The sequence below is a fragment of the Pedobacter ginsengisoli genome, assembly GCF_002736205.1.
Taxonomy (GTDB): Bacteria; Bacteroidota; Bacteroidia; order Sphingobacteriales; family Sphingobacteriaceae; genus Pedobacter; species Pedobacter ginsengisoli_A.
In genome coordinates this window covers 5,150,593-5,165,868 of sequence record NZ_CP024091.1, presented here as the reverse complement: position 1 = coordinate 5,165,868, position 15,276 = coordinate 5,150,593, and the positions used below count along the sequence as shown (strand labels likewise).

Below are 15,276 nucleotides of genomic sequence, written 5' to 3'. Positions count from 1 at the left end.
TTTGAAGAAGAACTGCTTTTGCTGGACAAATGAACTAAATCCTACCAAAAAAGCCGGTATAATTATGAATATCCAAATTACACCGGCTTGTTATGTATTTACCTTGCTGTTTTTTCAGCTTTGAAGATTGCTTAAAAATTCCAAATGTATGAAGAGCAGCAGATGCATTTCCCTTCGTGATTCTCAACCTGATATATTTGGCCGTAATGGAAGGAAACCTGACAATCCACTTATGACCTATGCTTTGTTTGTTGCTGGCACCCGGAATGCTTTTCCAGCTCTTTCCATCGTCAGCGTATTCAACTGTCCATTCGGTGATACGATGGCCCAGTTCAATAACCTCCTGAATCATTAAACAATCGAAAGTGTTAGTCGATTTCATTTTAAAAATAATCTCATCGGTTGAGGATTCATCCTTTGTTGCATAGTAGGAATTTGGATCCTTATCAATTAAGTTTGACGTTTTGTAAATACCGCCTCTTCCGTTTTTTGCTTTTATACTTGCACCCGCTAAAAGGTTGTTTGCAAATGTTTCATCAATTATATGTCGCAATTGAACGACGTTGGCAGAATCTATAGGATGAATTAACCCCCTTCTATCCGGAGGAAAATTCAGTAGTAAAACACTGTTATGACCTACAGAATTACAATAGATATCCCAAAGTTGCTGTGGAGTTTTTACGTCCTTATCTTCCTCCGGGTGATAGAACCAACTGGGACGGATTGATACATCAGTTTCAGCAGGAATATAAGCATTGCCATTTACCTGGCCTTCATTCAGTTCTTTAATATGAGCTGATTCATCTTTGATAGATATAGAATCAATGGTAGACCAACAAGGATCTCCGGCAAGACCTGATTCATTTCCTACCCATCTTACATCAGCAAAGCGATACGAGTTTTTGGTACCGAAGATCACACAGTTTGGCTGCAATGAACGCACTATTTTTTCCCATTCCGTATAAACAGGAGTTGTTAGTTCGTCGGCTCCCGCACCATCCCACCAGGTTTCCCAGATCGGGCCATAATTAGTCAATAGTTCTTTTAACTGATTAGCATAATAACTTTGATACTTTGGTATACTGTAAAGAGGGGAAAGATGTTCATGCCTGTCATGCGGACCTAAATATAAAGCTGATTTGAGACCGGTGGCATTAAAAGCATTGGTAAACTCTTTGACCAAATCTCCTTTTCCATTACGCCATGGAGTATTCTTTACTGAATAATCCGTATAAGCACTAGGCCAATTGCAGAAACCATCTGCGTGCTTTGCTACTAATATTCCTGTTGATATCCCAGCTAATTTCATTGTTTGTGCCCATTGGTTGCAGTCTAATGAGGTGGGATTAAATATCGCGGTGCTTGCTTTACCATCTCCTTCATTTACATAATCTTCAAATGTATTGATACCAAAATGGAAGAATGCAATAATCTCCCGATCATACCATTCTTTTTGTCGTGCACTTGGTGTAGGCCCATAAGGCTTCGGAGCCTGTGCCCAGACCCGAGCAGCACCTATTGTTAGAAAAACTAACGTGATAATAAATTTACTTTTTTTCATCTTTATGCAGGTTCATTTAATACTTATAATAGGTACTGATTTCTATATCTGGTTATACCCCAATTTTAAAAAGACGCCCTATTTATTAAACAAATGTAAATGAACAGAAAACAAATATTGGGTTAATCCAGGGTTAATAGCAGTGGAAATTTCATTAATCGAGTTATCAAATGTCATTGGTTACTCAAAAAACTTATCTGCTAATTTTGCTCTAACTGATTCTTTAAAGAGGTCTGTTGCAGGAAATTCAACGCCAAATAAAAAATCTCCCCGTTGAAGTATGTGATGAATTTGACGGGTATTTTTATTTCCTTTTTGGTCGGCCATTAGTTGGTTTAGCTCGGCTAGATCACAGTAGCAAGACTCTTGCATTTTTATCCGAAAATTCCCTTTATCAAATACCAGTTCAATACCATCTAATTCCTGAAGTACTTTTCTTAATTGATTTAAGGTAACACCCCTAAGATTTTTAACATTGAGGTCTTCTTTTCCAGGCCAAATTTTTTCACTTAACTCTGCTGAGCTTATTCCATCCCCAAAGCTATATTGAAGAATGAGAAGAAAGGTCTGCTTGAGCCTGTTACTCAAAAGATAAGTGATGTCCTTCCCTCTTCTGTCATATAATATAAATTGACCAAAGAGATATATTGCATTTGCACGATCCATTTGTTTTTCTGGCGCCTTCAAAATTGCCACAGAGGGCTTTTGAACCCTGTGTTTCTTAAGGTATTTCCGGCTAAAAAGAATACACATAGCCGCGCAAAAAATAACAAAAGAGATAAATATCCATTGTAAGGATAAACTCCGTTGAGGCTTGTACATCAGCAAATCAGCATATTCAATGGGTGGGGCAGAAAGGCTATATAAAGTTGTGACAGAAAAACCATTGTCTTCAAATTCCTGAACTGTACAATAAAATTCCTTTAAAGTTGCATTGTAATACAGACAGGCATTTGTTGCTATTTTATCTGAAAAAATTGGAATAGAGTCACCAAATATCTGATGAGTACCATTGCGGATCGAAAATTTATACAATTTGAGTGCCGACCTAGCGATGTATTCTGGATAACAAAGTGCATACAAACTGGTGTCATTTGCAATGACCATGTTACGGGTGGGAACCATATTTCCTTTATCCCACGACAGATCCCACATTTTCCTGATTGTTTGGTTTCTCAGGTCAACTCGATACAAATCGTAAAAATATCTCCTGCCCAAGGTCTGATCACCCGATTCATTTCCTGCACCGCCAAAGACATATAATGATTCCTTAGTTGTGTCACAGGCTAAACTGGTAAAGTAACGCGGTAAAATTCTATCTCCTTTTAAGGACAAAGTATCCCATATTTTTTTGTCCAAATCGAATGCAAATGTTTCTCCATTATATTTCTGATTACCAAAACCTCCAAAGATTAGGTATCTATTTCTTTTCTTGTCAAAATATCCGGCATGATGATGGAGTTGCATGCCTAATGTCGATTGACTGATTGCTTCCCAGCGGTTCTGGTTCATGTCAAACATAGCTATCGTACCTGCACCCTGAAATGGTGCTACTACTTCATAAGAATAGAGATGCCCTGAGGCAGCGTCGAAGAAGTTTGTCCCTAGCTTGGAGGTAACTGGAGACACATTATAAAATCTTGCACTGCTGGTAGTATAATTTCTGAGATTAAGATATGTAATAGAATCACTATCAAAAAACAACATACTCTGCCGTTGCTTGTCGAAGTTACTACCGGAAACCTTTCTGGATTTAAAAACAAATCTCTTTTTCCAATAGTATGCATTATTAATAATCCAAACCGGATTATTAACTTTTCCGATGATTTCACCCTGCTCATTATGCACAAATGAACCCTTACTTTCATTAAGTGGAAAAAAATAATGCTTGTTACCTCCTTTGACGGTTAAATTCCTTATTGCATAGGTTGGGACATCAACTGAATTTTTATTTAAACCGAAGACAAGAGATGGAATAAACGTACCAGCTAAGTCTGTTTTTGTAATTGAATGCGATTTACCATCAATCTTAATTACAATCCGTTTTTCTTGTAATAAAAAGAATATTGACACATTAAACCAATCCTTATTCAGAAGTTTTTCTTGATCCAATTCGAAAGTAGCCAGATTTTCTTTGCCTTCGAGATTAAATTTTAGATAGCCTTTGCGGTCATTTGTAAGATAGATCAGATTGTAGGCCTGATTTGTGGGTTGATCAACGAGCGAAAAGATATACCCGAAGGGTATGTAATCTGGATAGGATAATTGGAAGTTTAATTCGAACCGTTCGGCAAAAACCAGTGATTTCTTATCAAAAACATCATATGAACCTCGTTTGTCTATGCCAACACCCTCGCCTTTAAATGCAAGACCCTGAGCAAAAGACATTTTGAATGTCATACAAAAAAACAAAAAGAGGAACAAGGCTTTTAATTCCAGCAAAGATTTCATTTGTTTCGGTTGCAACTAAATTTGCCGCATAGTTATTATTAAGATCTGCATAATGTTGCTTGGTTGTAAAGGTATAAAAATTGCTTTATCAATAAACAGACATAAGTGCTAATTCTAACCAACTTTGTCCTATAATGGCACATAATGGAATGCGGCCACAAGACTTGACTGTACTACTGAAAAATAAGTGTTTTCAGAGAAAAGCTGGTTAAATGGGGATTATTCCATATGTGGCCACCTCTTTCGCGGAAAGTGGTTCTTCCCCACTTTCCGCGAAATATACACCAAGGGATCTACCTGCTATATAAAGTCCTTTTTTGACCGGTTCGATCAGACCATCTGCTTTTAAAGACAGTATCTTATCATTTGGTCGTTTATAGTTTTTCAAAAGGCCTGCCAGCAGCCGGTGGGTCAGCGGTTGATTAGATAGCTCTTTTAGTCCTGCTTGAATATCCATTGTAAAATATAAATAAGATAAACAGCTATAATTCATCTATCTTGTATTATTTTAACTCCCAGTCCACCTGCAAATCACCCTTCATGATCATCAGCCCACCACTTTCTAAACGGATCGAATATTTCTCTCTGTGATCTCGCTTACTGCGGATATCAAAACACCTCACCAGCCCAAAACTTACCAAAACAATCACCGGTCGTTTACCTGGTGAGAAGATCATTCGATCGGATCATCCTTCTGTAGTATGGTTTGATTTCACAATCAAACCGTTCGGTAAAGACTTTCCTGGGGCATTCAGGGTTATCACAGAAATATTTTCTAGCTTTAAATTGAACTTTTGACAAATGGCCAGAAATAGGTAAATCCAAAAGTGTCCTGGAATACCGACTATGGATTTACTACTTTTTTTATTGCAAACAGGGCAGATTGAACAGGTTTGAAAGCTTCAGAGAAATCTGGAGCTTTTCTTGTTTTACAAGCTTTTAAGGCTGTTTAGAGGGACTCCATCCTTTTTCAGCTTACTAACAACTTAATGTAAGCAAGAGCGATACTATAAAGCCAACCTGACACCATAATTAATAATAAGTTTGTGAAAAATGTAAGTTTGTTATAGCTTCATTACTTATTTAACCATTAAATATGAAAATCGTAATACTAGACGGATATACACTGAATCCCGGAGACCTGAGCTGGGATGGATTAAAAGAATTCGGTGAAGTAACCTTGTACGACCGTACCCCTGTAAGTGAAGTTGTTGAACGCTCAAAAGGGGCGGATGTCATATTTACCAATAAAACACCGGTAAATGCAGAGGCATTGAACAGTCTTCCAGACTTAAAATATATTGGAGTCCTGGCCACTGGTTATAATATAGTTGATACCCAAATGGCGAGGGAAAAGGGCATAACAGTAAGTAATGTACCAGGTTACGGCACGCCATCTGTAGTGCAAATGACCTTTGCCCTTTTACTGGAACTTTGCCTGCATGTGCAGCGCCATAGTGATGCGGTGGTCTCAGGCCGATGGGCTTCCTCTACCGACTTTTGCTTCTGGGATTATCCGCTGGTTGAACTGACTGGAAAAACGATGGGTATTATCGGATTTGGCGATATAGGCAGACAGGTGGCTGATGTAGCCACTGCATTTGGAATGAAAGTTATCGGAACAAGCCGAAACCGGACAGATCAGTCTCATCGCAGTAATTTTAAATGGGCAGAAATACCCGAGCTACTTGAACAGTCAGATGTTGTCAGTATCCATTGTCCTTTAACACCTGAAACCAAAGGGCTGATCAATAAAGAAAACTTATTGCGAATGAAAAGCAGTGCTTTTCTTTTGAATACCTCAAGGGGCCCTGTCATTATTGAAGAAGATCTTGCCGAAGCATTGAACAACAGTAAAATTGCCGGAGCGGGCCTTGATGTGCTCTCTGTTGAGCCACCTTCAAAGGATAACCCACTTTTTGGGGCAAAAAACTGCATCATTACACCGCACATCGCCTGGGCAACAAAAGAAGCAAGAGCCAGATTAATGGAGATAACTATCCGCAACCTGAGTGCCTATAAAAATGGGAATCCTGTAAATGTGGTGAACCTTTAACTCTAGGCATTATGCATATCCTGATATCTCCTAATGCTTTTAAACATAGTTTGAATGCCGAAGAAGCAGCCTTTGCTATTCAGGAAGGCTTAAGGCGAAGTAAAGCCAGTGTTACAACTGAGTGTTTCCCCGTAGCAGATGGCGGTGATGGTACAGGAACCTTAATTATAAAAAAATGCAATGGCAAATTGTTGGATGCGGCAGTACATGATGCGCTAGGCAGACCAATAAACGCTGTATTTGGTCTAATCGACAATGGTGCAACTGCCGTTATAGAAATGGCAGACGCATCAGGCATAAGGTTACTTAAACCAGAAGAGCTTAGCCCTATGCGTGCCAATTCTTCGGGTACAGGGGAAATGATCAGAAAAGCACTTGACCAGGGAGTCAAAAAAATTATCATCGGCATGGGTGGCTCAGCTACTGTGGATGGCGGAACCGGTATTTTGCGTGCCCTTGGTATCCGTTTCTTAGGACCGAACGGCAATGAGTTAACCATTCTTCCTGAAGATCTGGGAGAGTTAGCCACTGTTGACCTTTCAGAACTGGACGAAAGAATATCAAAATGTGAAGTGATCGTTTTGTGCGATGTAGATAATATGCTATTAGGTGACCAAGGGTCTGCAGCTGTATTCGGTCCGCAAAAAGGTGCATCCCCGGAAGAAGTGAAAAAATTGGACCAGGTGCTCAACAAACTTGCGACCGTGGCTTTACACCATACAGGCAGAGATATGGCTACGATAAAGTATGGAGGTACTGCCGGAGGGGCAGCTGCAGGTTTATATTCATTTCTGAATGCCAGACTGGTAAATGGGATAGATCATTTTCTTTCACTTACAGATTTTAATTCAGCACTAAAGCGGGCAGATCTGGTAATTACAGGAGAAGGGAGTATTGATGAGCAAACCTTACAGGGAAAAGGACCTTTTGGCGTAGCGTACCATGCCAAACTTAAAGGACTGCCTGTGGTTGCCTTCGCAGGGAAGGTACCACTGGAACAGAATGTTAGTTTACAGGCGTATTTTGATATACTAATGCCTATTGGAAACCAGCCTAGCGATCTCGCAACTGCGTTAGCATGCACAACAGATAACCTTGCCCGAACAGCCGAAACATTAGGCAATATGCTGGTTTTGATGCAAGAGAAAAGATGTTGATATAAAAAGCATCAGGAACTGATCATGTTTTGCTTTGTAAAAAATGTTCCTGCACTCTTTTTTTGCATATTTCACAGATAATGGTTCTATAGCAAACATACTTATAGAAAAACAAAACCGAAAATGCTTCAAACTGCGCAAAATATCCCGATTACTAAAAAATATTTATTAAAATTTAATTTATATTTATTGATAATCAATAAATAATTCTATATTTACTCCTGTCATTAATACCACCTCAATTATGAAAATAGAAATTTCTGCCAAACACATCCTGAATGTACTGCAGGTACTTTCATGGATAATTTTCATTGGCCTGTGTATAGAAGCCGGAACCATTATTTTCAATCTGGTTTACACCTTTGCCGTTAAACCGATTAACACAGATAATTTCTGGCAAGGGGCTGATTTATCGGACCTCTACCGACATGATCATGGACATTTTATGGTCATTGCACTTTTTATGGTCATCGTAGCAGTGATGAAAGCGATCATTTTTTACCTTATTATCAAGCTGTTTGTTGATAAAAAACTGAGCATTTCCCAACCTTTCACTTCCAAATTGAGGAAGATTATTTTAAACGTAGCTTTTTTAACTCTGGGCATCAGTTTCTTTTCTCACTATGGAGGTAAATATGTAGCCTGGATGTTGGAGCAAAAGATAGAAATGCCCGACTTGATCAAATTGGATTTGTATGCTGCCGATGTATGGTTTTTTATGGCCATCATCCTGTTTGTAATTGCCGAGGTTGTAAAAAGAGGCATCGAAATTCAAACTGAAAACGACCTAACCATATAACTATGCCAATCATCGTAAATTTAGACGTCATGATGGCCAAGCGAAAAATGTCACTGAATGAATTGTCTGAGAAGGTTGATTTGACACTTTCGAATCTTTCCATTCTCAAAACAGGGAAAGCAAAAGCGATTCGCTTTAGTACATTGGAAGCCATTTGTAAAGCGCTCGATTGCCAGCCTGCAGATATACTAGAGTATGTAAAAGAGAAGGACTAGGGTGGACAAGATAAACTTGTACAACATCTTGACCACCTTACATCGAGCCCCTTACTTCTTCAACCTCGTCTAAAGAAATTGCCAGTTGCTTGCCTAGCTTGCGAGAACCATTTGCTGTAATTACAAAATCATCTTCTACCCTTATTCCGCCAAAAGACCTAAAGTCTTTTACCTTTTCATAATTGATGTATTCAGAAAAAGATTTTTTTGCCTCCCAGAGATCTATTAGCTCAGGAATAAAGTAAATTCCAGGTTCAACGGTTAATACGTTCCCTGAAACCAACTCTTTGCCCAACCGAAGAGATTTAAGACCAAACTGACTTGTATTTTTTAAGATGGTATCATTATAGCCAACATATTGCTCACCAAGATCTTCCATATCGTGCACATCTAATCCCATCATATGTCCTGTTCCACACTGAAAAAACAATGCATGCGCCCCCCTGCTCACGGCATCTTCCAGATTCCCCTTCATCAATCCCAACCCCTTAAGTCCCTCTGCCAATGTCATACATGCCTTACGATGTACATCAAGATACTGTACATCTGCTTGCAATAACCCCACCGCAGCAGAATAAGCATCCAGCACGATACTGTAAACTTCTCTTTGCAAAGAATTGAAGGTCTTTCCGACCGGAAATGTACGAGTCAAATCTCCGGCATACCCCATTTCAGTTTCTGCCCCGGAATCATTTAAAACAAGATTACCTTCCTTTAAAGTATTCCCGTAAAAATGATTATGAAGTATCTGCCCATTAACAGTTAGAATAATAGGATAAGCCAAATCACCTCCTTCACTTAGCGCTACCATATGTATAGCTGCAGCAACTTCACTTTCCTTCATTCCGGGACGGGCTATTTTCATGGCCAACAATTGCATATCAGCAGATATCGAAACCGCTTTGTCAATTTCAATTAACTCAATTTCAGACTTCACCGACCGCTGTGCTACAACCGCCTTAATAAACGCAACCGAAGCAAAGCCTGAAACCTGATCGGGTACAATATTAAAAAGAGCAGACAACCTCGTCTTGTTTTCTGCACGATAAGGCGGAAGAAAATGAACATTCCTTTTCTTTTTTAATGCGTAAGATATATAATCAACCAATTCCGATCCGGCACGAACTTCCAACACCCCGGCATCAAAAGCGGCTTCTTTAAGCGTTTTCTGCCTCCCCATCCAAACAATATCATCTATGCTCATTTCATCTCCAAATAGCACAACCTGCTGCTCATCAATATCAATTACAGCCGACAAGCCGGACTTCTGAATTCCAAAATAGTAAAGAAATGAACTATCCTGCCTGAAACGGTAGGTGTTATGAAGAAAATTAATCGGGCTATCTTCATTTCCTAAGAAAAGTAGAATTCCTGAATTAAACTTGCGGGAAAGTACTTCCCGTCTGCCAATATATTCGTTCTTATCAAACATAACTTAAATCAACTGTTACCAGATTGGAGGCTCCACCCCTAATAAATGTTTCACAAAATAATCCCGGCGCTTATGTTCGCCATAATCCCCTCCCGATGTATGCTTTAGTCCGGGCAACATCAAAAAATCAAAATTCTTATTGGCCTTTATTAATGCGTCTACTACCTGCAACGTTGACGAAGGATCTACATTATCATCCAACTCGCCAACCATTAACATCAGCTTCCCCTGTAGCCTGTAAGCATTTTCTACGTTAGACGATTCAGCATACTGAGGTCCTATAGGGTAACCCATCCATTGCTCGTTCCACCATATTTTATCCATTCTATTATCATGACAACCACACGAAGATACAGCAACTTTATAAAATTCAGGATGAAAAAGAAGTGCACCTGCAGAACTTTGTCCACCTGCTGAAGTGCCATAAATACCCATTTTACTAATATCCATATAGGGATATTTCTTAGCAGCCGCTTTTATCCATTCTATACGATCAGGAAAGCCCGCGTCTTTAAGGTTTTTCCAACAAACATCATGAAAAGCTTTAGAACGGTTAGATGTTCCCATTCCGTCCATCTGCACAACAATAAACCCTAATTCAGCCAGCTCTCTTGAACCATTCCCAGGCAAAATTTCGAAGTTTTTAGGTACAAATGAATCATGAGGCCCAGCATATATATATTCAATTACAGGATATGTTTTTTGAGGATCAAAATTCATTGGCCTTGTAATAACGCCCCAGATATCTGTAATGCCATCTCTACCCTTGCCTGTGAATATTTCAGGAGCCTTCCAGCCAGTATTGAGTAGGTTTTTGATATCAGCTGTCTCCAGTTCCATAAGTACTTTACCATCAAAAGAACTTCTAACAACAGTTACAGGGGGCAAATCAACCCTCGAATACTGATCTACAAACATATCACGCCCTGATGAAAGGGTAACAATATGATTGGCACTTTCCTTTGTTAAAATTTTCAGTCCCTTTCCATTAAAATTGATCTTATAATATTGTTTAAGGTATGGATCCTGATCTTTCTCTCTTCCGCTTGCAGCAAAAATTATTTCCTTTTTTTCTTCATCAACGTACTTTACTTCCCGCACAACCCAATTACCCTTAGTGATCTGATTTTTTACTTTTTTTGTAACCCCGTCATAAAGATAAAGATGGTTCCAGCCATCACGTTCAGATGCCCAGATAATTTCCTTTCCGTCATTTACATCATACCGGTATTTCTTACCACTATAATGAATAAAAGTTTTACTTTTTTCATCAATTAAAATGGCTGCTTCGCCGGAGCTTGCATCCATTTCAATAACACAATATTGCTGGTGCCCTCTTTGATTGTATTCAATAGTAAAAGCCCTGCTGTCCTTACGCCATACAGGAGTAGACAAATTATATTGATCCCTAATCAGATCGGGCGACATGGCTTTCACCTTTTTAGTCTCAACCCAAAACAATACAGGGGTAAACTGCTTAAGAGAATCCCCCGGCTTCAGATAGTCATTGGTATGAAGTTTAGGCTGAAGCTGACCTTTAGGAGAAGACTCAATAAGATATAGTTTATGTTCTTTATATCCCCTTACTTTATTTACAGCTATTTTTTTACTATCAGGTGCCCACACTATTGCATCATCATAGTAATCATTAGCGGATCCATCAAAACTAAGTTGAACTTCTGATTCTTTTTGCCCCGCTTTGCGGATATAAAGATTATAATTTTTAATGTAAGCTATAATCAGTTGGTCAGGGGATAAAACCTCCTGACCATTGTCATTCGCAGATCGCTTTGGCCATCTTACTTCCTCAACCTGTCCTGATAGGACATTCACACTCCACTCTCTGTTAAAAGCTGTAAACTCTATTCCCTTATCATTATCAGAAAAACGAAGCCGCATTAGTGGTAAATGAGTAGAATCTACATCTTTGCCTATAATTTCACTTAGTTTTTTGGAGATAACCTGTCGGTCAAAAGCAGGCTTCTTTTCATGCTTGCTTACGTTGGCCAACATGAATTGTTTGCCGTTTGCTGTAGTTACAGCATATAAGATTTGATTTGTTCCTTTAGCCCAGGCAATATCTGTAGTTACGCCAAATGCTTTATCTTTAAATAAATCCTTTAAACTATTAGCCCTATCATAATCCAACTGCTTGCCCTGGGCAATTACTTTTGAAGAGCTGATTATAGCTATGAAAAAAAATGCTGCAACAAAGAATGATTTCATGTGTGTGATTTAAATCAAATTTAAACCATCAATAACAAACAGCATCATCATATTTTAACCAATACTTACTGTTTTTAGTCAAATAAAACCCTATAATTTACGGATTGCATTAAGCTAACCCACCCGGAGTAGCAATGCAATTACTTATACTTAATTTTCATTAAAATTTCGCCTCTCTTTTGCTTATTTGTTGCTTGAGCAAAACAATAGCAAAAGGATAGCAAAAGAAACATACTCCTTTTTGTAGGTAAAACCTATTGACAATCTATTTCATAATTGCTTAAAAAGTAAGATTTAAACGTTTCCATTTGTCTGATTAGAGTATAAGGTATTATTATTACAAGTCTCTTCCGGTTATTGCCGCAAGCTAAATAGTTTAATACATAGTGGTATAAGCCCTAAAGAAATTGCAATAAAAATAGCAACCCTAACATAGTTGAGCATCTGCCAAAGCGAAGTTCGAGTTATAAGATCTTTTGCTAAAGATGGGGTTTCGGCTACTTTTTGAAAATAAATGATATTAGGTGCAAAGAATGATAGTGTCCAAACCCGTACGGCAAAGTGTATTGCAAATAGAATTAAAAGCCAATTACGGACAGGATCGATCTTCCAGCAGAAAATTATTGTTAGTATGAATGCAATTTCATGCAGGGAATGAAACACAATCCAGAAAATCTTAAGACTTGTTCCTTTTCCATCTAATAGGAGTTTGAAATTATCTGGGGGAGAATCTATCCATTTAGGAACAAAAACAAGAGTCTCAAAGATTTGCGCTCCATTCATTAAAAAATAAATAAGGATTGTAAGGCACAGCCATATTTCGGCCCTGGTCAAATCGTTAGTCATTTTGATTATTGTTTAAGCTGTCAGTAGTCTCTTTCATTATAGCTATTGCTTCAGTAAAATAGCGTTCAATGGTTTGTATTTCTTCTGTTGAAAAAGTTGAAATTAGCTTTACGGTTTTTTCTTGAAGTTTATCGAAAATAGGTTTCAAGAGCTTCATGCTGTTATTGACGTTTGGGACGATGATTACCTTTCTTCTATCATCTTTGGTGAATTGCCTTTCTAGAAGATTCTTTTTTTCTAAACGGTCGATGAGCCCTGTCACAGCTCCAGTGGTTAATCCGGTTAACTTCGAAATCTCGCCCGCTGTTATTGATTTATGCTGCAGTATAAGCCCCAAATACTTATGATCAGTACCTGAAAGCCCTGCTTTTCTGGCTATTGCCTCGTGCATAAAGGCCGAGGTATCTGAATACAATCTGCTAATTGTCCTAAATTGTTGGAGAGTTGTTTCTGATATACTTTTATTCATCATCTAAGTATCTTAGATACAAAGATAAATTTTTATTTATATAAGTGTGTAATAATGTTGCATTTATTGCAGAGATGCCGATATTAAGAAGAAGATAAAAGATGCGGCCCATACCGCCCAGCATATTGTACGGTTTGTTTCATTATTTATCTGTTGATCTTTAAATTCTTTAAAAATCAATTCACTTCGCCCCTTACTCATTAAATAGCGCTGAAGGATGATCAGGATAATGATATTTACAAACAATACAATTAGTTTGGTCCATGAACCCAATTCGCTAAGCCCCGGATCAACTAACACCCAAAGGCCTAACATAAGCCAGCATATGCTAAGTTCAACAAGCAAAACACTTCTGAAGTCGCCACCCCAGCTTTCAGGTTTGTTCCTGTAATGATATAGAAATGTGAAATAATAGAACCTTAGTAGCCTCATATTATTTCTTATCCCCTTGATTCTCTTTTAAGATTTGTAACGCTTCCATATCCTCATATTTATTAATCTGCTTGTTCAGCTCTTTGTATAAATCTGCGGTGATGGTTTCGTATCCCTTTTTACCATATTTGTTATCCATTTCATGCGGATCTTTTTGCAAATCGTACAATTCCCATCCCGAAACACGCTTATAGAATCTGATCAGTTTATATCTTTTTGTGCGGATTCCGAAATGTGGGGAAACCGAATGTTCGCCATTTTCATAATAGTGGTAGTATAACACCTGGCGGCCTTTATCTGCTTTGTTTTTCAATGCCGGCAGCATAGACATACCTTGTATATCTTTTGGAATAGTTAGTTTTGCTGCATCGAGGATGGTTGGGGCAATATCCAGATTCATTACAAAACGATCAGAAACGGTTCCTGCTTTTACTACTCCAGGGTATCTCATCACCATTGGCGTTCTAAAGGATTCTTCATAAATCCATCGCTTATCGAACCAGCCGTGTTCACCCATATAAAAACCCTGATCGGACAGATATATTACAATTGTGTTCTGGCTCAGTCCGTGCTGATCCAGATAGTCTAGTGTGCGACCGATGTTTCGGTCTAATGAAGTTGCAGTACTTAAGTAATCGCGCATGTAGCGTTGAAATTTCCATTCTGTAAGCGCCTTACCCTGCAGTTTCAAGTCATTAAACTCCTTTTCTATAGGTTTATAATAAGCATCAATTTTGGCGCGTTGAGCGGCATTCATCCGACTAAAGTTTCCATCCTTACTTTCTTTATCATCAGAACCAAACATCTTTAAGTCGTATCCCATTTGCATGGTTTTTTCGATAGACATGTCCTGTATGGCCGCAGCTTTTCGATTTTGGTAGGTATCGTAAAAATTGGCTGGGAGCGGAAAGTTAACTTTATCAAACCGGCCAAGATCAGTGGTATCGGGCAACCAAACTCTGTGCGTGGCCTTATGTCCAATTACCAGGCAAAACGGTTTTGATTCATCTCTTTTATCAAGCCAATTCTCTGTCTCATCTTCAATTACATTAGATACATATCCCTCAAATCTTTTTTTGCTACCGTCCATCATATCGAAATCCGGATTATAGTATTGTCCCTGATTAGGCAGGATTTGCCAATAATCGAACCCCTGAGGTTTGCTTTCCAAATGCCATTTACCTATCCAGGCTGTTTGATAACCCGCTTTCTTTAATTGCTTTGCAAATGAATCCTGATCACCATTAAAAATCGAGCTTTCATTATCCTTAAACCCATTTTTATGGCTGTATTTTCCAGTCAAAATCACAGCCCTGCTTGGTCCGCAAATAGAATTAGTTACATAAGCTTTATTGAAACGAACACCTTCTTTTGCGATCCGATCTATATTTGGGGTCTGCATCAATTTGCTGCCATAGGCACTTATTGTCTGGTAGGCATGATCATCTGAAACGATGATCACAATATTAGGTCGTTTTGCAGCTGTTCCTGATTGATGTTTCTGTGCAAACAAAGGCATACCGCTGTTGGCAAATGCAAGGAGTAGTAAAATCTTTTTTAATTTCATTTAGTTTCTGTGCTGTTACAAAAAAGGGTCTGACATAAACGCACTGTTTCTGACCTAACCTTTGA

The 15,276-nt window shown here is 38.5% G+C and carries 14 protein-coding genes; 4 read left to right on the top strand and 10 right to left on the bottom strand.

The features are described from left to right. Positions 1-34: 34 nt before the first annotated feature. The 4 genes from CPT03_RS21855 to CPT03_RS21840 form a co-directional block, all read right to left on the bottom strand. Positions 35-1,561, bottom strand: coding sequence for an alpha-L-fucosidase (locus tag CPT03_RS21855; RefSeq protein ID WP_099440804.1), 1,527 nt, complete (start codon positions 1,559-1,561; stop codon positions 35-37). 180 nt (positions 1,562-1,741) lie between these two features. After that, positions 1,742-3,961, bottom strand: coding sequence for a kelch repeat-containing protein (locus CPT03_RS21850; protein WP_099440803.1), 2,220 nt, complete (start codon positions 3,959-3,961; stop codon positions 1,742-1,744). Between the two features lie 259 nt (positions 3,962-4,220). Beyond that, positions 4,221-4,469 carry a hypothetical protein gene (locus tag CPT03_RS21845; RefSeq protein WP_099440802.1) on the bottom strand — a complete coding sequence of 83 codons (249 nt, stop codon included), beginning with the start codon at positions 4,467-4,469 and terminating at the stop codon, positions 4,221-4,223. Positions 4,470-4,515: 46 nt separating this feature from the next. Then, entirely contained in the window at positions 4,516-4,689 is a 174-nt protein-coding gene (locus CPT03_RS21840) for an alpha-ketoglutarate-dependent dioxygenase AlkB (RefSeq protein ID WP_157766508.1), read from the bottom strand. Positions 4,690-5,108: 419 nt separating this feature from the next. On the opposite strand from CPT03_RS21840, the gene CPT03_RS21835 reads away from it, so the two are divergent. The 4 genes from CPT03_RS21835 to CPT03_RS21820 all read left to right on the top strand — a co-directional run bounded on the left by CPT03_RS21835 (position 5,109) and on the right by CPT03_RS21820 (position 8,239). Then, the gene (locus tag CPT03_RS21835) at positions 5,109-6,068 is read left to right on the top strand and encodes a D-2-hydroxyacid dehydrogenase (protein WP_099440801.1); all 960 of its coding nucleotides are present in this window, start codon (positions 5,109-5,111) and stop codon (positions 6,066-6,068) included. Positions 6,069-6,079: 11 nt separating this feature from the next. Then, positions 6,080-7,225 carry a glycerate kinase gene (locus CPT03_RS21830; protein ID WP_099440800.1) on the top strand — a complete coding sequence of 382 codons (1,146 nt, stop codon included), beginning with the start codon at positions 6,080-6,082 and terminating at the stop codon, positions 7,223-7,225. A 244-nt stretch (positions 7,226-7,469) separates the two neighbouring features. Continuing rightward, on the top strand, positions 7,470-8,024 hold the full coding sequence (locus tag CPT03_RS21825) for a DUF2975 domain-containing protein (protein ID WP_099440799.1): 555 nt from the start codon (positions 7,470-7,472) through the stop codon (positions 8,022-8,024). Between the two features lie 2 nt (positions 8,025-8,026). Beyond that, positions 8,027-8,239 (top strand): helix-turn-helix domain-containing protein, encoded by a 213-nt coding sequence (locus CPT03_RS21820; RefSeq protein ID WP_099440798.1) that lies wholly within the window; start codon positions 8,027-8,029, stop codon positions 8,237-8,239. A 37-nt stretch (positions 8,240-8,276) separates the two neighbouring features. Here the strand turns inward: CPT03_RS21820 and CPT03_RS21815 are convergent, their stop codons facing one another. From CPT03_RS21815 to CPT03_RS21790, 6 genes are all read right to left on the bottom strand, one after another. Beyond that, on the bottom strand, positions 8,277-9,671 hold the full coding sequence (locus CPT03_RS21815) for an aminopeptidase P family protein (protein ID WP_099440797.1): 1,395 nt from the start codon (positions 9,669-9,671) through the stop codon (positions 8,277-8,279). 15 nt (positions 9,672-9,686) lie between these two features. Beyond that, on the bottom strand, positions 9,687-11,897 hold the full coding sequence (locus tag CPT03_RS21810) for a S9 family peptidase (RefSeq protein ID WP_099440796.1): 2,211 nt from the start codon (positions 11,895-11,897) through the stop codon (positions 9,687-9,689). Between the two features lie 354 nt (positions 11,898-12,251). Next, positions 12,252-12,743: a transposase gene (locus CPT03_RS21805; RefSeq protein WP_099440795.1), complete on the bottom strand. Its 492-nt coding sequence runs from the start codon at positions 12,741-12,743 to the stop codon at positions 12,252-12,254. Further along, a complete protein-coding gene (locus tag CPT03_RS21800; RefSeq protein WP_245869916.1) occupies positions 12,736-13,215 on the bottom strand; it encodes a MarR family winged helix-turn-helix transcriptional regulator in 480 nt (159 codons plus the stop codon). The genes CPT03_RS21805 and CPT03_RS21800 overlap by 8 nt, the downstream gene beginning before the upstream one ends. Before the next feature lie 60 nt (positions 13,216-13,275). After that, entirely contained in the window at positions 13,276-13,644 is a 369-nt protein-coding gene (locus CPT03_RS21795) for a hypothetical protein (protein ID WP_099440793.1), read from the bottom strand. 1 nt (position 13,645) lies between these two features. After that, a complete protein-coding gene (locus CPT03_RS21790; protein WP_099440792.1) occupies positions 13,646-15,211 on the bottom strand; it encodes a sulfatase in 1,566 nt (521 codons plus the stop codon). Positions 15,212-15,276 lie beyond the last annotated feature (65 nt).